This is a genomic window from Streptomyces sp. NPDC048481 (genome assembly GCF_043200075.1).
Classification (GTDB): domain Bacteria; phylum Actinomycetota; class Actinomycetes; order Streptomycetales; family Streptomycetaceae; genus Streptomyces.
Map to the genome: position 1 here is coordinate 1 of NZ_JBICXC010000016.1, position 17,280 is coordinate 17,280.

Below are 17,280 nucleotides of genomic sequence, written 5' to 3' on the forward strand. Positions count from 1 at the left end.
CCCGCGGAGCGGGTTATGCCCCGGCAAGCCGGGGCATAAAGAGACGAATTGCGCAAGCGCAATTCGAATTCCCCCGCAAGCGGGGGTATGGAATTCCGCAAGCGAAATTCAGGGCAGGGTGATTCGCGCAAGCGCGAATCGTGGGCACCCGCGCAAGCGCGGGTGCCGGGACGTCCGCTGCGCTCCCGCCCAACCGGCTTCGCCGGGCTGGCTGGTAGGAGTCTGCTTCTCTTCCGCTTGAGTGGCCTGGTCGGCCACAACGCCTGCAGGGCCGGGTGTTGTGGCCGACCAGGCCACAGTCACATCGGCAGTGGTTCAGAGCCTGTCCTGTTTGCGCCTCGCAGCTCGGTTGGCCGCCAACAGGCAGCCGAACAGCAGGGCCAGGCCGGCCGTCACCACGATGTGAACCGCGCTGGCACCGTCGATCAGCCGCCACACCAGTAAAGCGATGCTCCAGCAGAGCAGCGGCCAGAAAACCCACGGTGTCCACCGGTTGCCTGGCCTGGCCCATAACGGCGGCGTGCGCGGACTGGAGTGTTGCCTCATAGGTCCTCCCTCCTGTGCACCGACTGCCCGCGACTGCCGCCCTGCAACGTCCATACCGGGTATCGGAGTTGGCGTTTCTGGGGGAGGCGGGGATGGGTCGTCTGGCCGAGTTTCACCCGTGTCCACGGTGCGTCGGCGAACCGAGTGTTCGGGGGTGACGTTCCACTGCATCGGCTTCCGGGTGTGGGAAGGTGGCGAAGATGATGCATCATAGTGATGCGCTGTGTAGTGTTTGGGGTCAGACACCACATCCCCGTCCCTCTCGTCACGCGGAGGGTTCCTTCAGGATTAGTCGTCGAATTCTTTCGCAAAAGAAGGCTTCGATACATGACTGTGAAACTGCGCGACCACCAGATCGAGGCCGTGAGTTCTATCGTACGCGGCCTCGATATTCCGCCGGCCGGTATCCTCGTCGACGGTCTGCGTGGGCAGGTGCACGCGGCGTGTGGCACGGGGAAGACGATTATGGCCGCGGTGTCGGCGAAGCGTCTTGTGCCCAAGGGGCGCGTTCTTGTCCTGGTGCCGACGCTGGACCTTCTGGCGCAGACGGTGAGGGCGTGGCACGACGCCGGGCACAAGGGGCCAGCGGTTGCGGTGTGTTCGCTTCAAGACGATCCGCAGTTGTGGTGGTGAAGGTGCGCTCCACGACGAACCCGATCCAGTTGGCACTGTGGCACGGTCAGGGGCCGGCCACAGGGTTGGCCGCTCCCAGCGCCCATGCCGCTTCTCGGATGGCTGCCACCCCGGACAGCGGCTTCTGGCCGAAGCCGGTGAGGTCGTAGACCACGTCGGTGGTGAACAGCTCGTCCAACCGGTCAAGGCTTCCGTCGTCAACGAGGGGACCGTGCAACGAGACCAGTTCGATGATGGCCAAGCGATCTTCAAGAGCGAGCGACACACGCGTTCTCTCCAGCCCGGCGGGGAAAGCGCCAAGCAGAGCATCGATCCGACGTCAGCAGGGCACAACACCGTTCAACGCGTTCGGGCGCGTCCGGTAGAGCAGGGCCGTGTACGTCGTGATCGTCCCTTACCGGGCCTCGGCCTGCCACCGACTTCTCCACCTGCGCCCTGTCACCGTCAGCAGCAGCACGGTTTACGGGACAGCCCTTAGCGAGGCGGTAGTCGTGGAATCTGGCCAGCAGGCCTGGAAGCGGACGGAAAGCCCCCGAGACGTGACCCCGTTCTGCCACTGGGCTCGCGGCTCGCGGCCGTCCTGGGCGCCTACCCCGCTGCTTCAGCCACCGAGCCCTCTGTGCCCGGCCAGGCAGCGCAGACGGGCTCCAGGTCTGTCGGTAGGGACGTCGGCTGTTACCCACTTTCGGGTGATGCGCGGCAGCCCGGACACCACTGAAGGGCCCGAGCTGCCGCTCTTCCGTGCCCGACGCTCACTTGCAGATCTGCGTGACGTGGCGACAGGCATGGTTAGCAGGAGAGTCCTACGCCTGGCTCCAGTAGGGGGCCCGCCCGCCAGTGCAGATGAGGTCCGCACCATTGAAGTTCTGCTGCGTGTTGCTGCTGAACTTCCCGGAGCCGATGGTTCCCGTGTACTCGAAGACGTCGAGGGTTGAAGTCCCCGAATACAGATCGGCCTTCACTGGTGAGTTGTTCACATACGAATAGATGTAGTAGGGGTTGCCGTCCAGTCGGTAGTGCGCGAGCTGGAAGCACTCGTAAGTCTTCCCGGTCGTGAGCTTGGGCACGTTGAACTGCGTGCCGGCGTACAGGCAGAGGTTGCCATCCGCGCACCCACCGGTAGCTGCCGAGGCCGGACTCGCCGTTGCAAGCGCGCCTCCTGCCATGAGCGCCATCGATGCGAGCACCATGGCACCTCTCTTCCAGGATCCGGCAGCTGTACCAGCCGGTCCAGGTATCGAAGTGACCGTCGCTGCTTCCCGATGGAGCTTCATGGTCATGTGGTCCCACTCTCTGTTCAGCGCGCCTGGATGGAGTACCCAGGCCTCTGCCTAGAGGACGCCTCAGAGTGATCTGTAGATGGGCGGATCTTGGTCAAGTTGACTGAGGCGCGTGGCTGAAAAATCCTGACCAAAGTGATCGCCAGCTTTAGGGGCGCACATGGGGGTTGCCACGGGGCCCTCGTGGGTGAGGGGGGCGTGGGGGCGGGGACCGGTGCCCAGAGGGCGGCGAGGGGTTCTCACAGCATCCATCTGAACCGTTCCCGGCCCCCGGTGCGTCCCCACGGGCACCGTGACACCGGGACACCGTGGAGCTGCCACAACATGGGCACATCCGAACCGCCAGCCTGGCCGCACTGCACACACGGTGCAGACCCTGCTGCCGACCCCGTCGGTTGCCGCGGCATCCACGTCCCCGGCCCCACAGCGTGCCTCGCCCACCTGGCTGACGCCGACCGCGACGCCTATCTAACCAGCCTGACTCCCGGCGCCGGTATCGACCATCGGGCACCACCTTCACCGAATCCCTCCCGTTCGGGACGCCGTTCGAGGCCGGAAGAAACAGACCAAGCTGAGGAGGGTCAGCGGGCGCCGTCCTGGTTCGGGCGCCGCGCGGGGCACCGGCAGGTAGCGGAAGCTCTAGCCTGACGCGTTCACCGGGCCAGTCCGGATCTTGATTTCGGCCGTCAGTTGGTGGCGAGAAGGCGCTCGATCCAGTTGCGGCGTGCCGCGACGGCGGCCTTGCTGATCCGCGCCTCGGGGGCTTTCCGGTCGAAGGAGTGGATTCCGCCGGGCCACACGTGCAGCTCGGCTTTGCCGCCGGCCTGCCAGATCCGGTCGGCGTAGGCGAGGATCTCGTCGCGCAGGCACTCGGCGGAGCCGACGTCGAGGAACGTGGGCGGCAGGCCGGTCAGGTCGGCGGCGCGGGCGGGCGCGGCGTACTGCGGCACGTCAGCTCCGCCCTGGGCGTCGCCGAGCAGCGAGCTCCAGGCGAACCGGTTGTGGCTGCGGTCGAAGAGTTCGACGTCGTCCATCTGCAGGGCCGAGGCGCTGTCGTTGCGGTCGTCGAGCAGGGGGGCAGTCAGCAGTTGGCCGAGCAGGCGGGGACCGCCCTTGTCGCGTACGTACAGGGCGAGCGCGGCGCTGAGGCCGCCGCCGGCGCTGGGGCCCGTGACGATGATGCGCTCGGGGTCGATGCCGAGCTCGTCCGCGTGGTCGACGACCCACAGCAGGCCGGCGTACGCGTCGTTGATCTGGGCGGGGTAGGGGTGCTCGGGCGCAAGCCGGTAGCCGACCGAGATCAGCGTGGCCCCGAGCTGCTCGGCCGTGTCGAGTATCTGGTCGAGCCCGATGCGGTGATCGCTGCAGTAGAAGCCGCCGCCGTGGATGAAGTAGAGCGCAGGCCGCGATGCGGGCGCCGCGCCGGAGGGCGTGCACACGAGCAGCGGGATCTCGGGGGCGTCGTCCAGTCCAGGCACCGAAGGCTGGGAGACGACGAAGCGTCCACCATGGCTGAGGTCCTCGAGCGCTGCCACTGCGACGTCGACCCCCGCGCGGATCACCGACAGCTTCTCAAGGCTCATCGGCACCAAGTCCGGTTCCTCCGCCAGGTAGGCGTCATAGGCGACCTGAACCTCGACATCGAGGGGAACGGGAACGGCGGGCACGGCCTGACCAGGTTCAAGATCCATGCGCGGACGGTAGCGCCCCTGTTCCCTTCGCGTCATTCGATTTCCACATCTCGCCGGTCGCGTAGCAAGTACTCAGCCCTGGTGTCAGTTGGGGTGTGGGGGTGGTTCTGAGCTTGTTCTTTTCTTCCGGCCTCGAACGGCGTCCCGAACCTTGATCGCTCAGGAGGGGGTTCAGCGGACGTGGCCGGAAGAAAAAGCCTTCGCAGGCCATGAAGGTGCGCGCCCTGCCCTAGGACTGATCTCAGCGTGTCCTCGGCGTGGCCCGGCCGCACGCCGCGCTGGAGCTGCCCGCCACCGCCGACGTGCCCATGGAGATCGAGCCGTACGACGCCGCCGACTGGGAGAACTGCCCGGCCTGCGACGAAGTGGCGGACGGGCTCTGCCGCTACCACGAGGGCTACACCACCGGCTACGAGGCGCTGAACCAGCCGCTCACCGAGGCCGCCCGCGTCGACCCGAAGGTCACCGTGGCGGACGCCCTGCGACGACTGACCGAGGCGGACGAGGCCGCCGAGCGCGGCGAACTCGCCGCCGCCGTGGAGCGGCTGACCGGAGGGCAGGGATGACGACGACCAGCACCCCGCCGTGCCCGGAGTGCTCGACCGAGACCGTTCTCATGACGGTCGACGGCGAGAGCATCTGGCGCTGCCCCGACCCCGGGTGCGGCCGCCGCACGTACGGTACCGGCAACACCCTGTGGCGCTGCGCGCCACCAAGGCCGGACCCGCTGCGCGGTGCCTGGCCACGGGCCTTCGGCCCGAGCGGCAACAAGGAGGGCTCTGGGGGCGCAGACGAAGCAGGCCACCGGCCTGAGCGGTCCGGCCCAGTGCGCGCCCCGGCTCTCACGGCAGTGTTCAGGACTGCGGATCGCTGCCCTCGCCAGGGAACGCCGCGTACAGGGCCTCGGCATGCACCGCATCCCACTGGCTGATCCGCAGACGCTCCACCCCGCCACCGTGCCGGCGCAGTTCGATCTCCTGCCCCTTGTCGAACTCCACTCGCACCTGCGGATTCCTGCACACCGCCACGGCCTCGCCGTGCATCATTTCGAACCAGACACCGCGTATGGCGTACCGGAGGTCATTGCCCCGGTGGCGTAGTACTCGTACCCGGCGGTCGGTCAACAGAAGCGAGGCACGCCGCGGGATCAGGCCCCACAGCGTGCGCCCGTACGTCACCGCGCAACCGGCCGTCATCCGCTCACCCTCAGGAACCCACCGGGACAAGCGCTCACGATCCACCGACCACTTCACCGCTTCCACCGCCATCCCCCCTCGTCTTCCCGTACAAGACTCGGCTGGCCTGCTTGCGCCGTGCAGCCCGGTTGGCGGCTATGAGGCAGATCCACATCAGGACCAGGCCGGCTGCCACCACGATGCGCACCGCACTGTCACCATCGATCACCCGCCACACCAGCAGGCCGATACTCAGGCACAGCATCGGCCAGTACAACCGCGGTCCCCACCGGTTACCCGGCCTCGTCCATGACGGTGGAACACGAGAATCCGGGCGTTGCTCCATATGCGCCTCCCATCCCTGGTCGCTTTGCCCGCAACTCTGCCGCCAAAGCGGCCTACTCTCCCCCGGTGCAGGCCCGCGGGGCGTCTGGCTTCCGGTCAGATCTGCTGCACCAGCATCCATGTGGCGACCGCCAGGAAGAGCAGCCCCGTCACCCGCTGCATGGCGTATCCCTTGCTGGTGGGCTCGGTCGCGTCCGGGTCCTTCACCCATCCCCGCTGCAGGTTCCTATTCATCTTCCACAGCAGCTGCGGACGTACGACTTGAACCAGCCCCATGGCCAGCAAGGCACACAAGATCGGGATGAAAACTGGACTGCCGCCACCGGAGGCGGCCTGCAATACCGCATCACGATTCATGCATCTCCGAATGCCCTGACACCGCCTCAGATAACGGACGACGCTCCCTTCGGCGGACTCGCTGCGCTTCTCCGCCATTCCGCGGTCCTTCCGGCTGCGTCTCCAGGAGCAACGGCGGCCGCTACCGCGTCGGCGCGAACGGCGCCGCCTAGCGACATCGAGCGGGACCGCCCGCTGGGGACCTGGCCGTCGTGGCAGATCACCGTCCGGTGGCTGACCGACGACCGGACCACCTCGCACTGCACGCGCTGGGACAACCGGCGCAACACCGTGGTCGAGCAGCCGACCTGACCACCCCCCTGCCGTAGGTGCTGCACCTTGGTGCACCACTGCGGCGCGGACGCACGACGAAGCGGGCCCCGGCTGCGGGGCAGCCGACTCATCCCCTGATTGGAGAGCGTCATGTCCCACCGTACGCACCGTCCTGCTCTGAAGCGACGACGCGCCCGCCGTCGTCTGGTCCAGGGCCTGGGGCAGGCAGCGTTCTACGCCGCCCCCGCCTGCTGGCCGGCGGCCTGGTCCGCGAGCTGCTCAGCCTGGTCCACGCGTCCGTCTCCTCGTGCTGACCTGAGCGTCGGGGGATGCCGACGTTCGGGCTCTACCGGGCCAGCACGGCATCCCCCGGTGCCCGGCTGCAGGTGGAGGCCCGCAGCTTCGCGGCATGAGCGGAGCCCTCTGGCGGGAGGTGGGTGCCTATCGTGTGCGCCGGTGCGGCCAGCGGCGGTTTCCCCGAAGGATTTGATCTTGGTGTTGAGGTAGGAGCGGTGCATGCCCAGACCGGTGGCCATGCTGGACTGGGTGACTCCTTCGTCGAGCAGGTGACGCCTGGCACACCGAGAGCCTTCCAAGCCCACCTGAGTGAGATCGGCGTCCCGCCGCAGCGCGGCAGGACCTCGGCGATCCGCCGGCTCGTCCTCCAGGCCCCAGCCCCCGTCATCGCGAAGACACTCGGCTATCACGACAAGACCGCCACCCGCCTGGTCACCGAAGCCGGCGGGACCTGGAGGCGATACACCCCAGGCGTCCACCAGCGGTGAAGCGCGGCTACTTACGCTGGGGCCACCGAACCTCGCTTGTCCTCAACGTGGACGACGTGAAGCTCGGTGCCGTCCCTGTGCCGCTTGGAACGTCCGAACAGCCCGACAGCGATCTGCGACTGATCCTGAGGCTCATCGGGGCCGACATAGGTAAGGACGTCGTTGTGATGCCCGGTGACGACCCATCCCTCCACGTCCTTGAGGTCGATCACCCCAAAGTCTCCTGCCGAAGATCCGGCATGCGCCGGGCCGAACTTCTTCAGGAGGTCGGTTGCCTGTTCAGCAAGCTCCCCTTCCGGAGCGGTCAGCACGACACAGGTGCCGTGCTCGAACAGCACCCACGACTTGCGAGGGTCGGCGAGAACCCGCTGCCAGACGTCTATCAGTATCTCGGTGTCCACGCCGATCATCATGCCGCAGAGCACCGACACAGGGTGACGATCGGCCGACAGCTACGGCGAAGACGCGACTCCTGAACATGCGGGCCTAGATCGACGGGTGCCACTAACCCCGCTGTCCTGACCGCTGTCTCATCGCTTGTTAGACACGTGCGGCTCAGGCGGGATGCCAGTGCGGGACCGCGATGTCGGGGGACCCGCTCCTACCGTCGAGGACGAGGTGGGGAAGGCACGGCCACCGAGCCGCCGCCGGTTGGGCACTGGGGTGCCCGCTTCTACTCTTGGGCCCTCATTTGAGGGCGAATTTCAGGCACTTGCCCAGTTCAGACGGGGTAACAGCGCGATGGGCAGCACCAGGCCCCGGCAGCTGTCCGCTGCCGGAGCTCACTGCGTTGCCCTGGAGGACGTGTACCGCATCGTCAAGTCCCGCTCTGCGGGCTTCGCCAGGCGCTGGGCACGAGTCCGGGGAGTCGGTGGTTGATCTGGTTCTCGCCCTTGGTGCAGCCCTAGAAGGGGCCGGTGGAGGCCCGCAGTTCGCGCAGGCAGGGGTCGAGGTGGTCGCGGTGCCAGACGCTGGGGCCGGTGTATCCGCAGGTGGCGGGGTCGGTGAGTTCCTGCCAGGCGAGCCAGCAGGCGTGCAGGCGGGCGACGGCGACGGGGTCGTCGAACCACAGGTGGCACCAGCGGGCGTCGGCGGAGGGTTCGGCGAGGTAGCCGGGTATGAGGACGCCTTCGACCCATTCGGTCAGGGGCACGTAGTTCCTCGTCGTACTGCGGGGAGTCGAGCAGCAGGATGAAGGGCGGGTAGCCCTCGTCGCCGTCGTCGGCGTCCGTCTCCTCGCCGGCCAGAGCGCCGTCGGCGGTGGCGCTCTCCTCGCCCGTCGTGTCCGGCTCCTGCCCGTCCCGGCCTGACCGGACAACGAGCCCCTGTTCTGAACTATCCGACCCCGGCCACACCGGCCCGGGTCGGACCGCCGGGTGGCCGCGCATCGGCAAAGGGCCGGCCACCCCGCTCCCTCACCCTCTGTGAGATCAGGAGACCTCCAGCATGCATCGTCCCGCCGTCTTCGCCGCCCTGCTCGGACTGACCCGCGCCGCCAGGGCGGTCGGCGACTACTGGGTTAACTCGGCAACTGCTGTGTCCGCCTTCCTCGGGGCTGGCATGACGACGTGGTGCAGCGCGTACCCCGCAGGGACGCCGAGCAGCCCGCCGATCACGCCGGATGGGGCGTGCCGTGGGCACCAGCCTGCCGTCGTTTGTCCTCGATGTGTACGGGCCTTTCCAGCTGCTCTTGCTGGGGCTCGGCGGGGTCGTGATCGCGATGCTGGGCGCGCTGATCCCGGCGGGCTGGGCCGCCAGGGCACGTACGGCCACGGCGCTGCGCACCGAGTAGCGTCCGGCGGAGCGTGGCACAGGTCTGGCCCTCGGCTGGTGGCGCTTCCGATCGGCGAGTAACTGCCAGGCCAGTCGAGTTCAGACGGAGAACGAAGCCGCTTCGTTCAGGTGTTCCGCGATGCGCGCGATGGTCCCCGCGTTGTCCTCGAACAAGTGCGCCTGCATGCCGGTATTCCGGGCCGCCTCGACGTTGACCGCGACGTCATCGATGAAGAGGCAGTCCTCTGGGCGCACTCCCAGCTTGGTGCAGGTCACATCGAAGGCATGTGGGTCGGGCTTGCACACCCCGATCTCGTGAGAGTAGACGATCTGATCGACCAGCTTGTCGAAGTTGTACGCGGTGATCTCCCGCTCACGGGCACCGACGAAGCTGTTGCTCAGGATGCCCAGCTTGCAACGCGCGCGCAGACCCTGCACATACGTGATCAGCTCGTCATTCGGCGCGCCCAGGTACTCGGCCCATAGATCGGCCATGAAGGCTTCCACACCAGCCGCATCGAGACGGAGGCGGGCAGCCACCTGGTCGTGCACCTCACGCTCACTGACCGACCCGACGCTTCCCGCCTGCCACATATCTCCGAGTCGTTGGTGCACAGAACCCGCCGACAGCCCGAGCCGCTTTTCCCAGCGTCCAACCCACCCTGTCTCGGGAGTGATCTCCAGTACGCCACCGATATCGAGAATGACGCAGCGTGAATCCAACGGATTCCCCCTCGTTCATTGCGTGGTCGAGCCACAGGCACGCACGCAGTTCGCTCATGTGGTCCCTGCACACCGTTGGCCTTCACCCCGGGGCAAGGTCAAGAAGCGGGCACACTTGTGACAGTCCTGTTGAAAGCCGCCACGCCATTCCGCTGGACTCGCGGCGTCTGTTCCACACCTTTGGCCATGCGAAATGCAACGCAGATCGGCTTCCCGGCCGATCAAGTCCTCCGCGTCGCTTCGGGCCACCTGCCCGCCGCAGCGATCACCCGCACAGGACAGGGCAGCCGAAGACTGAACACAACAACTTGACAGAGAACGCAACCAACGTCATCAAGGCGGCCAGGGAGCCGCTGGTCGCCGCCGCCAAGCGGCACAACATGCTGAGTCCACGGACTCACGGAACGAGTCGGTGCTAACCGGCTATGACGAGCTCGGCCGCGTCACCGGCACCTGGCAAGGCTCCAAGACCGACGCAACACAGCTCGCGGGCTTCACCTATGACGCCCCCCTCAAGGGTGAGCCCAGCTCCTCCACCCGGTATGTGGGCGGCAAAGCGGGCGCGACCTACAAGCAGACCATCACGGCCTACGACGACCTGGGCCGGGCGACCGCCACCCAGCTGGACCTGCCGCAGAGCGACCCGTTCGTGAAGGCCGGCTCACCAGCCACGCTGGCGTACGAGACGTACTACAACATCGACGGCACCCTCAAGCAGACGAAAGACCCCGCACTGGGCGGGCTGCCGGCCGAGCGCGTGGACTACGACTACAACGCCGTGGGCGCCTTGACCTCGATCGCCGGCGCGACCGGCTACCTGCTGGACGTGGACTACTCGGCACTCGCCCAGCCCCAGCTCCTGACGCTGGGCACGGGCGGTTCCGACAGCAAGAACATCTACATCGCCAACGACTTCGAGGAAGGCACCGGCCGCCAGACCCGCAGCCACGTGACCGACCAGACCCACGGCTACATGCTGCAAGATCTCAACTACACCTACGACGAGACCGGCAACGTCACCGCGATCAGCGACCCGACCCTACTGGGCGGAAGCAGCTCAGCCGACACACAGTGCTTCGCCTACGACGGCTATCAGCGCCTGACCGAGGCCTGGACGCCCGCCTCGCAAAAATGCTCCGACACCCGGAGTGCATCGAGCCTTTCCGGGCCAGCCCCGTACTGGTCGAGCTACGAATACAACACCGCGGGCCAGCGGACCAGTGAGACGGTCCACAAGAGCAGCGGGAACGCGACGACGACCTACTGCTACACCAGCACCACACAACCCCACACCCTGACCGGCACTACGACCAAGGCCGATTGCAGACCCTGGACTGGTCGGCCGAGGACAAGCTGAGCAAGCTCACGGAGAACGGGACGTCGACCGACTACCTGTACTCCGCCGACGGCAACCTGCTGATCCGCAACACGGAGAGCGGCGAGCGCGTCCTCTACGCCGGCTCCACCGAACTGCACCTGCGGGCCAACGGCACCACGTGGGCCCAGCGGTACTACGCCGCCGGCGCTGTCACGGCGGCCGTCCGGACCAACCAGTCGGGAGCCAACAAGCTCAGCTACCTGACGGGCGATCAGCACAACACCTCATCGCTTGCCCTGAACCCGGACGCCGGCCAAACCTTCACCAAGCGCTACACGACACCCTTCGGAAACGACCGAGGCGCCGCCATAGGCTTTTGCCGCTGCTCGACGGCCGGGTGCAGGTTAATGGTCGGGCCGGCGCGCGGACGGCGGCACAGCGAGCTTTTGGGTCACTTGGTTCCGGCCTGAAGGCGGAGGCCTGACAAAGTCAGCTCCAGTGCGGCGACAAACTGGTCCCTGTCGTCGTGCCCCGCGAATTCGTCGGCGATCTGGTGCACGAACGGAAATTCGACGCTGTCGAGCGACCGCCACTGCTCGACGAAGCGGTCTAGGTACGCGTCGCGGTCCATGTGGCCGTCGAGCACTTCCTGAGGGATCTCCGCGCCCAGGTCGGCGGCTGTGCCGATGACCACGCCCGTGATCGCCGACACTGCGTGGAAACGCTGCCGCGGCGTGAGGTCGAGGCGCAGGGTCTGCTGGCCGAGCTTCTCGTACAGCCGTAGCGAGTTGCCCTGCACGTCGGTATTGCGCATGAAATACGCCGTCAGCCAGGGCCGGTCGACGATCGCGTCGAACAGCGTGATGGCCATGGCACGGAGGTCGGCGATCGGGTCGTCGCTCTCCGGATGCCCCTCGACGAGGGCCAGGGCCTCCCCGATCGCGTGGTCGGTGGCGCGGTCGAGCAGTTCGTCCTTGTTGGAGACGTACCAGTAGATGGTGCCGACGCCGGTGCCGAGACGGGCGGCGAGCGCGCGGAAGGTCAGTGCCGGTGCGCCCGCCTCGTCGAGCAGGGCCACGGCTGCGCCGAGGACAGCCTCCAGCGAGTGCGAAGCACGCTTACGCCCACGGGGAGAGCCTTTGGAGGGGAGCGTTCGCGGGCCTGTCATGGCATCCATCCAATCACAGCTTGCACTCGTATCGAACGTCGTTCTAGTATCGAACCACGTTCCAGAATCGAACGTCGTTCGTTGCGGCGTTCAGGGAGGGGGGCCGGCCATGACCGCCGCCACCGATTTCGCTCCAACTTCAAGCCGGACCTATCCGTCGCTGCGCGCGGCCTGGGTCCCCCTGGCCGCGCTCTGCCTGGCCTTCTTCGTCGAGATGGTCGACAACACGCTGCTCTCGATCGCGCTCCCCACCATCGGCCGCGACCTCGGCAGCGGCACGACCGCTCTGCAATGGGTCACCGGCGCCTACTCGCTGACCTTCGGCGGCCTCCTCCTCACGGCAGGATCGCTCGCCGACAGGCTCGGGCGACGGCGGGTGCTGCTCGTCGGCCTCGCCGTGTTCGGGCTGCTCAGCCTCTGCGTCGTCGCCGTCGACTCCGCGGGGCAGCTCATCGCGCTACGTGCAGGGCTCGGCATCGCCGCCGCCGCCATGGCGCCCATCACCAACTCCCTCGTCTTCCGGCTCTTCGACGATCAGGCGCTGCGCATGCGCGCGATGACCCTGATGATCGTCGTCGGCATGTCCGGCTTCGTCCTCGGCCCGCTGTTGGGCGGCACGGCCCTCACCCATGTGCGCTGGGAGTGGCTGCTTGTCGTCAACGCGCCGATCGCGCTGGTCGCGGCCATCGGCGTACGCCTCGGGGTGGCCGCCGACCGGCCCGAGGACCTGACCAAGGACCGGCTCGACCTGCCGGGCGCCATCCTCAGCCTCCTGACCATCGGCCTGGCCTGCTACTCCCTGACCAGCGGCGTCGAGCACGGCTGGCTTTCCTCTGCCACCGTCACGTCGATCCTCGGCGCCGTGGCGGCGGGCGTCGCGTTCGTGTGGCACGAGCGCCGCAGCGCCGCGCCCATGCTGGACCTCAAGATCTTCTCCAGCGGCACCGTCCGCGGCGCGGCCATCGCCCAGACCGGCACGTCCATCGCGATGGCCGGCGTGATGTTCGGGCTGATCCTCCACTTCCAGTACGCCTACGGGTGGAGCCCCGTGCGAGCAGGCCTCGCGAACCTGCCGATCATCGTGACCATGATCGTCGCGACGCCGCTGTCGGAATGGCTCGGCAAGCGGTTCGGGCACCGGGTCGCCTGCCTGGTCGGCGCGGCCTGTCTGGCCACTGCCCTGGCCGGCCTCGCCTGGGGCGTCGACCACGGATACGCCGCCATCGCCGTCTCCATGGTCGTGATGACGATCGGGCTGCGCACCGTCATGACGATCTGCGCCATCGCCCTGGTCGACGCGATGCCGGCCAACCGCACGTCGATCGGCGCCGCCCTCAACGACACCGCCCAAGAGGTCGGGACCAGCGTCGGCACCGCTGTCGTCGGCACCCTGATCGCCGCACTGGTCACGACCCGACTGCCCGCGGGCGTATGGAGCAGCGACCTCGTGCAGTCCTTCTTCCGAGGCGAGCGGGTCACATACGCCGTACTCGCGGTGGTCGTAGGTCTGATCGCGGCAGGCGGTGCGCTCACACTCACCGACTCCCACTCCGTCGAAGAGCAGGCCTGAACCATCGCGGTCGAGACCGGTCGAGCAAGCCTGCGGCGGCCGGACGCCGGCCCATTCACCCCGGCCGCATGGATGGAACCCTGTGTGCACGTGCTTCGGCTTCTGCGCCCCTGACGGGACCATCGAGGGCGAATATCCTCCACGGCCGAATGACGGCATCCGACCCTGCAGGTTGGCGCAATCGCCCGCCCCGACCCGCTGATTGAGGTCGTTGCGCCACACTCCTGCACACGCGCCGGCTGCTCCCGGACACCGTCAGGCCCCGGCGCGTTTCGCGCTCCGGGGCCTGACGCCTCTTCGAGTCCGTAGAGGCGCCGGCCGTGGAACTCGCGGCCGTAGGCGAGCAGATGGCGGAGCGATCAGCAGGGGGTCTTGCCCGGAGCGGGGCGAACGTCTTCTGGTCGGTCTCATCGGGTCGGGGACGTCGGCTGCAAAAGCCTGAGACGGCCTGCGGCAACCTCCGTATCTTGGCGCCATGACCGACGAGGCAGATCCGGGGCTCCATGTGAACCGAGTCGACCAGTCGGCATCAGAGTGGGACTGACCAGTCCTGGGTGCGCGGCCCGTAGTCCGGGACGCCATCACCGTGGCGGTGGTTTGTGCCACCGCCGTTTGAGGCCAGTGAGGTACCCGGCAGCTTGAACGATCTGAAGACGCCGGCCCACGTGCTCCGGGTGAGGCTTTTTGAGGTCCGGGACGGACCGGCTGTGGCCAGATTGATCATTGCTTGGTTCCCGTCCGGGACTGAGACTGCTGTGGGCCAAACAGTGACTCGACGACGGGGCGCTCGGTGAAACGCATTCACTTCACGGCGGAGGACCTGGCCCGTACTCGCGTGGCCACGACGATCGGCGTGGCAGCGGAGACGTTCGACAGTGTGAAGCTGTTGGCAGACCGCGACACCGGTCTCGCCTTCCGCCGCTGGCACGTATCGGTACGTGGACGGCTGGGCGAACAGGCCCGCCCGCTTGCCGCGTTGATGCCCGAACGAGGCCCGCTGCTCGACGCGATGAGCCTGATGGGAGACACGGCATCCATCGACGAGGCGGTGGACAACCTGATGGCGGCCCCCCGCGCCCTGATGCGCATCGAACTGGGGAACATCGACTTCCACCCCGCACACCGGTCCTGGGCCCGGAACCTGGTGGACGGTGACCGGGAAGCCCGCATCCAGGTGGCCGCGGCGCTCAGGGCCTGCCACAGGATCACCGTCGCCCCCTACTGGAGCAGGGTGCGTTCCCATCTGAGCGAGGTCCGTGCCGCGTACGTGGGCACGATGGCCGACGGTGGGGTCGAGCGACTCCTCACCACACTCTGCGATCCGTTGGTCCGCTGGCGGCCGCCGGTGCTCGAAGTGGTCCACCCGCACGACGCGGACATCCATCTGAACGGGCGGGGTCTCGTCATCGCGCCGACAGTGTTCTCCACACAGCATGTCGAACTTCTGTATCCGCCGATGGATCCGGCCCGGGCACCCATTTTGGCCGTCCCCACACTCAGCGGGGCCTCGCTCGACACCGCGCTGTGGGAGGGCATCGGCGAGTCCACCGCCCCGTCACTCGACGACCTGCTGGGACGTACCAGGGCCGCGGTGCTGAGGGGCACCGTCGGCGGATGCGGCACTACGGAGCTGGCCCACCGCCTGAACATCTCGCCGGCGACCGCGAGCCACCACGCGAGGGTGTTGCGCAATGCCCGCCTGATCACCACCCGGCACGAGGGCAAGACGGTCCTCCACACCGTCACCTCACTGGGCATCGCCCTGCTGGGGCAGAGCTCCCTCGCCTGACGGGGCCACCGGACCTGCCAACCCGCGCTGTTGGTTGGTCGGCTGCATCTTGATCTCGTTCTGTTGAGTTCTCGCTGCGGCATCCCTTTGCGCGGGTGACAGAGGACATCCCCCAACGTTTCGAGGACCATCGAAACGTGCCGACCCTGGAGGTCCCCGTGCCAGGCTGATCCCGTCAGCACGAAGCCTGCGGCGACGCAGGAGACCCACCAGGGGGAAACATGCGGAAGATGTTCAGTGCCGCCGCGGCGTTCGCGACCGCGGCCACCGCGGTGGTGACGATGAGCGGGGCGGCTCAGGCCGCGCCGGCGGGCAACAGCACGGTGTACGGATGCCTCTCCGGCAATGTGTGCATCTGGCCCGAAAACGTCTGGCCGCAGGAAAACCCGCACCCGACCAACCAGTACGCCAGCTACGGCGCCCACAACCTGAGCAACCAGTTCGGGTACCACTGGGTCCTCAACAACCAGTACGGCGGCGCCACCGCGGACCTGTGCAACAACTACGGCGGCACCAACTGCGGCGAGCACCTCGCGCAGGACGAGTGGACCTACACGTACCTCACCCCCATCAACTCCATCACGCTCAACCGGCCGCGGTGACCTGGGCATCCGCCGTCTCACGGCCCAGGCAGGCCGGTGCCAGGGGGAACGCCTGGGGGACCAGGAGGAGTGGGTGGCGCCGCTGCTGCCACCCGCTGCACTCAAGGCTCGGCGGCCTACCGTCCCGGGTGCAAACCGAGCCCGCGCCCTGGCAGCACATGTCCCGCAGATCACCGGTGACCTCCTGAAGCCCCTCACCCCGGTCGAGCAGCTGATCCTCCGTGGAATGGTCACCAAGCTGCTCGCCCCCTCGACACGCGGCACGGTGACTGACTGATCGTCAGCTTTGGTCCGGAGTCGTCGGAGGCAGGTGATGCTGCAGGCGAGTTCGAGCAGGCCCTGATGCAGGCCAGCGCGTCGCTCGTGGCGGATCCGGCGTCGCTTGAACTGGTGCAACCAGGCGAAAGTGCGCTCCACCACCCGACGCACCCCGTGGGCGACGCCGCGTCGGGCGATCAGCGGCTTGATGCCGCGCGAAAGGGGTCCCGGCCCGCATCGACCATGGACGGTACCGCTGGTACCGTTGGTGCCATGTCGGATCCCAAGGCGATGAATCTGCGTTTCCCCGACCCCGCGCAGCGGACGGCCATCGCGGCGGCCGCCAAGCAGGCGGGGGTGAGCATGCAGGAGTACATCCTCTCGGCCGCCTACGAGCGGGCGACCGCGGTGGAGCAGCGGTTCCTGGAGGGCTTCAAGGCGTCCATGGCCCGCAGCGGCGCGGCGTTCGCGGCCGAGCCCGGCAGCATCGACGCGAGCGCGGAGCAGCGGGAGAGCGAGCGGGAGGCGCTGCGGGAGCTTCAGCAGCGGGAGCAGGGCCACGCCGCGTGAGCGAGTACGAACTCCATCCGCTCGACGTGACGTTCCTGCTGCACGCCGCCGAGCTGCTCGACGGCGATCCCCAGGTCGACGATCTGGGGCCGCTGTATGCGGCGGCCGCCCGGGTCAACGCCCGGGCGATGGAACGCGACATCTACGGCTCGCCCTGCCTGAAGGCCGCCGCCCTGCTGCAGACCCTGGCGAAACTGCCGTGCCTGGAGCACTCCAACGAGGCCTTCGCCTGGCACGCGACCGAGGCCTACCTGCTCCTCAATGGGCACAGCCTCACCTACGGACCCAAGGAAGCGGTCGCGCTGGTGCGCGACGCAGGCGCCGGAGCGCTCGGCGTCGCCCGGATCGCCCGGCGACTGCGCGACTGGACCACCGTCTGACCCGCGGCAGCCGGCCGACGGGTGACGGGCCGCCCTTCGGCTCCGAGTGGCGGGCAGCTGGTGCG

The 17,280-nt window shown here is 67.8% G+C and carries 17 protein-coding genes and 3 pseudogenes; 10 read left to right on the forward strand and 10 right to left on the reverse strand.

The genetic code is table 11. The features are described 5' to 3' along the window. Positions 1 to 873: 873 nt before the first annotated feature. A pseudogene (locus ACGFSH_RS32715) lies at positions 874 to 1,241 on the forward strand (DEAD/DEAH box helicase family protein); the annotation flags it as partial. Here ACGFSH_RS32715 and ACGFSH_RS32720 read toward each other — a convergent pair. The 3 genes from ACGFSH_RS32720 to ACGFSH_RS32730 all read right to left on the reverse strand — a co-directional run bounded on the left by ACGFSH_RS32720 (position 1,226) and on the right by ACGFSH_RS32730 (position 4,150). Beyond that, entirely contained in the window at positions 1,226 to 1,444 is a 219-nt protein-coding gene (locus ACGFSH_RS32720) for a nuclear transport factor 2 family protein (protein ID WP_393354920.1), read from the reverse strand. The pseudogene ACGFSH_RS32715 and the gene ACGFSH_RS32720 overlap by 16 nt on opposite strands. A 538-nt stretch (positions 1,445 to 1,982) precedes the next feature. Beyond that, complete coding sequence (locus ACGFSH_RS32725; protein WP_393354922.1) at positions 1,983 to 2,459, reverse strand: proteinase inhibitor I36 SMPI; 477 nt, start codon at positions 2,457 to 2,459, stop codon at positions 1,983 to 1,985. Positions 2,460 to 3,145: 686 nt separating this feature from the next. Continuing rightward, positions 3,146 to 4,150, reverse strand: coding sequence for an alpha/beta hydrolase (locus ACGFSH_RS32730; RefSeq protein ID WP_393354924.1), 1,005 nt, complete (start codon positions 4,148 to 4,150; stop codon positions 3,146 to 3,148). Between the two features lie 257 nt (positions 4,151 to 4,407). On the opposite strand from ACGFSH_RS32730, the gene ACGFSH_RS32735 reads away from it, so the two are divergent. Beyond that, positions 4,408 to 4,716: a hypothetical protein gene (locus tag ACGFSH_RS32735; protein WP_393354926.1), complete on the forward strand. Its 309-nt coding sequence runs from the start codon at positions 4,408 to 4,410 to the stop codon at positions 4,714 to 4,716. Between the two features lie 288 nt (positions 4,717 to 5,004). On the opposite strand, the gene ACGFSH_RS32740 is transcribed toward ACGFSH_RS32735, so the two are convergent. Together ACGFSH_RS32740 and ACGFSH_RS32745 are read right to left on the reverse strand one after the other, a co-directional pair. After that, entirely contained in the window at positions 5,005 to 5,418 is a 414-nt protein-coding gene (locus ACGFSH_RS32740; RefSeq protein WP_393354928.1) for a hypothetical protein, read from the reverse strand. Positions 5,419 to 5,766: 348 nt separating this feature from the next. Beyond that, positions 5,767 to 6,105 carry a DUF6199 family natural product biosynthesis protein gene (locus ACGFSH_RS32745; RefSeq protein ID WP_393354930.1) on the reverse strand — a complete coding sequence of 113 codons (339 nt, stop codon included), beginning with the start codon at positions 6,103 to 6,105 and terminating at the stop codon, positions 5,767 to 5,769. 686 nt (positions 6,106 to 6,791) lie between these two features. Between ACGFSH_RS32745 and ACGFSH_RS32750 the strand changes: the two genes are divergently transcribed. Beyond that, positions 6,792 to 7,064: a hypothetical protein gene (locus ACGFSH_RS32750; RefSeq protein WP_393354932.1), complete on the forward strand. Its 273-nt coding sequence runs from the start codon at positions 6,792 to 6,794 to the stop codon at positions 7,062 to 7,064. An 11-nt stretch (positions 7,065 to 7,075) separates the two neighbouring features. On the opposite strand, the gene ACGFSH_RS32755 is transcribed toward ACGFSH_RS32750, so the two are convergent. After that, positions 7,076 to 7,477: a hypothetical protein gene (locus ACGFSH_RS32755; RefSeq protein WP_393355075.1), complete on the reverse strand. Its 402-nt coding sequence runs from the start codon at positions 7,475 to 7,477 to the stop codon at positions 7,076 to 7,078. Between the two features lie 491 nt (positions 7,478 to 7,968). Next, entirely contained in the window at positions 7,969 to 8,217 is a 249-nt protein-coding gene (locus ACGFSH_RS32760; protein WP_393354934.1) for a DUF4913 domain-containing protein, read from the reverse strand. 468 nt (positions 8,218 to 8,685) lie between these two features. Here ACGFSH_RS32760 and ACGFSH_RS32765 point away from each other — a divergent pair, with 468 nt between their 5' ends. Next, positions 8,686 to 8,856, forward strand: a complete 171-nt coding sequence (locus ACGFSH_RS32765; RefSeq protein ID WP_393354936.1) for a hypothetical protein — start codon at positions 8,686 to 8,688, stop codon at positions 8,854 to 8,856. 80 nt (positions 8,857 to 8,936) lie between these two features. Here ACGFSH_RS32765 and ACGFSH_RS32770 read toward each other — a convergent pair whose 3' ends face one another. Beyond that, complete coding sequence (locus tag ACGFSH_RS32770) at positions 8,937 to 9,560, reverse strand: HAD family hydrolase (RefSeq protein WP_393354938.1); 624 nt, start codon at positions 9,558 to 9,560, stop codon at positions 8,937 to 8,939. 385 nt (positions 9,561 to 9,945) lie between these two features. Between ACGFSH_RS32770 and ACGFSH_RS32775 the strand changes: the two are divergent. Then, positions 9,946 to 11,252 (forward strand): annotated as a pseudogene (locus ACGFSH_RS32775) (RHS repeat-associated core domain-containing protein); the annotation flags it as partial. 77 nt (positions 11,253 to 11,329) lie between these two features. Here ACGFSH_RS32775 and ACGFSH_RS32780 read toward each other — a convergent pair. Then, entirely contained in the window at positions 11,330 to 11,980 is a 651-nt protein-coding gene (locus ACGFSH_RS32780; protein WP_393355077.1) for a TetR/AcrR family transcriptional regulator, read from the reverse strand. A gap of 175 nt (positions 11,981 to 12,155) precedes the next feature. On the opposite strand from ACGFSH_RS32780, the gene ACGFSH_RS32785 reads away from it, so the two are divergent. The 3 genes from ACGFSH_RS32785 to ACGFSH_RS32795 all read left to right on the forward strand — a co-directional run bounded on the left by ACGFSH_RS32785 (position 12,156) and on the right by ACGFSH_RS32795 (position 16,007). Next, the gene (locus tag ACGFSH_RS32785) at positions 12,156 to 13,616 is read left to right on the forward strand and encodes an MFS transporter (protein ID WP_393354940.1); all 1,461 of its coding nucleotides are present in this window, start codon (positions 12,156 to 12,158) and stop codon (positions 13,614 to 13,616) included. A gap of 790 nt (positions 13,617 to 14,406) precedes the next feature. After that, positions 14,407 to 15,405 (forward strand): winged helix-turn-helix domain-containing protein, encoded by a 999-nt coding sequence (locus ACGFSH_RS32790; protein ID WP_393354942.1) that lies wholly within the window; start codon positions 14,407 to 14,409, stop codon positions 15,403 to 15,405. Between the two features lie 230 nt (positions 15,406 to 15,635). Further along, positions 15,636 to 16,007, forward strand: coding sequence for a hypothetical protein (locus tag ACGFSH_RS32795; protein WP_393354944.1), 372 nt, complete (start codon positions 15,636 to 15,638; stop codon positions 16,005 to 16,007). Between the two features lie 288 nt (positions 16,008 to 16,295). Here the strand turns inward: ACGFSH_RS32795 and ACGFSH_RS32800 are convergent. Beyond that, positions 16,296 to 16,484: pseudogene (locus ACGFSH_RS32800) on the reverse strand (transposase); the annotation flags it as partial. Between the two features lie 54 nt (positions 16,485 to 16,538). Between ACGFSH_RS32800 and ACGFSH_RS32805 the strand changes: the two are divergent. Together ACGFSH_RS32805 and ACGFSH_RS32810 are read left to right on the forward strand one after the other, a co-directional pair. Further along, positions 16,539 to 16,835: a DUF1778 domain-containing protein gene (locus tag ACGFSH_RS32805; protein ID WP_393354946.1), complete on the forward strand. Its 297-nt coding sequence runs from the start codon at positions 16,539 to 16,541 to the stop codon at positions 16,833 to 16,835. Then, positions 16,832 to 17,215, forward strand: coding sequence for a fic family toxin-antitoxin system, toxin component (locus ACGFSH_RS32810; protein WP_393354948.1), 384 nt, complete (start codon positions 16,832 to 16,834; stop codon positions 17,213 to 17,215). Before ACGFSH_RS32805 ends, ACGFSH_RS32810 begins: the two co-directional genes overlap by 4 nt. The last annotated feature ends 65 nt before the right edge of the window (positions 17,216 to 17,280 follow it).

Excerpts from the sequence above, each read along its gene's own strand:
- ACGFSH_RS32725 (WP_393354922.1), bottom strand. The coding sequence starts at position 2,459 with ATGACCATGAAGCTCCATCGGGAAGCAGCGACGGTCACTTCGATACCT.
- ACGFSH_RS32765 (WP_393354936.1), top strand. The coding sequence starts at position 8,686 with ATGGGGCGTGCCGTGGGCACCAGCCTGCCGTCGTTTGTCCTCGATGTG.
- ACGFSH_RS32745 (WP_393354930.1), bottom strand. The coding sequence starts at position 6,105 with ATGGCGGAGAAGCGCAGCGAGTCCGCCGAAGGGAGCGTCGTCCGTTAT.
- ACGFSH_RS32795 (WP_393354944.1), top strand. The coding sequence starts at position 15,636 with ATGTTCAGTGCCGCCGCGGCGTTCGCGACCGCGGCCACCGCGGTGGTG.
- ACGFSH_RS32805 (WP_393354946.1), top strand. The coding sequence starts at position 16,539 with ATGTCGGATCCCAAGGCGATGAATCTGCGTTTCCCCGACCCCGCGCAG.
- ACGFSH_RS32730 (WP_393354924.1), bottom strand. The coding sequence starts at position 4,150 with ATGGATCTTGAACCTGGTCAGGCCGTGCCCGCCGTTCCCGTTCCCCTC.
- ACGFSH_RS32755 (WP_393355075.1), bottom strand. The coding sequence starts at position 7,477 with ATGATGATCGGCGTGGACACCGAGATACTGATAGACGTCTGGCAGCGG.
- ACGFSH_RS32740 (WP_393354928.1), bottom strand. The coding sequence starts at position 5,418 with ATGGCGGTGGAAGCGGTGAAGTGGTCGGTGGATCGTGAGCGCTTGTCC.
- ACGFSH_RS32785 (WP_393354940.1), top strand. The coding sequence starts at position 12,156 with ATGACCGCCGCCACCGATTTCGCTCCAACTTCAAGCCGGACCTATCCG.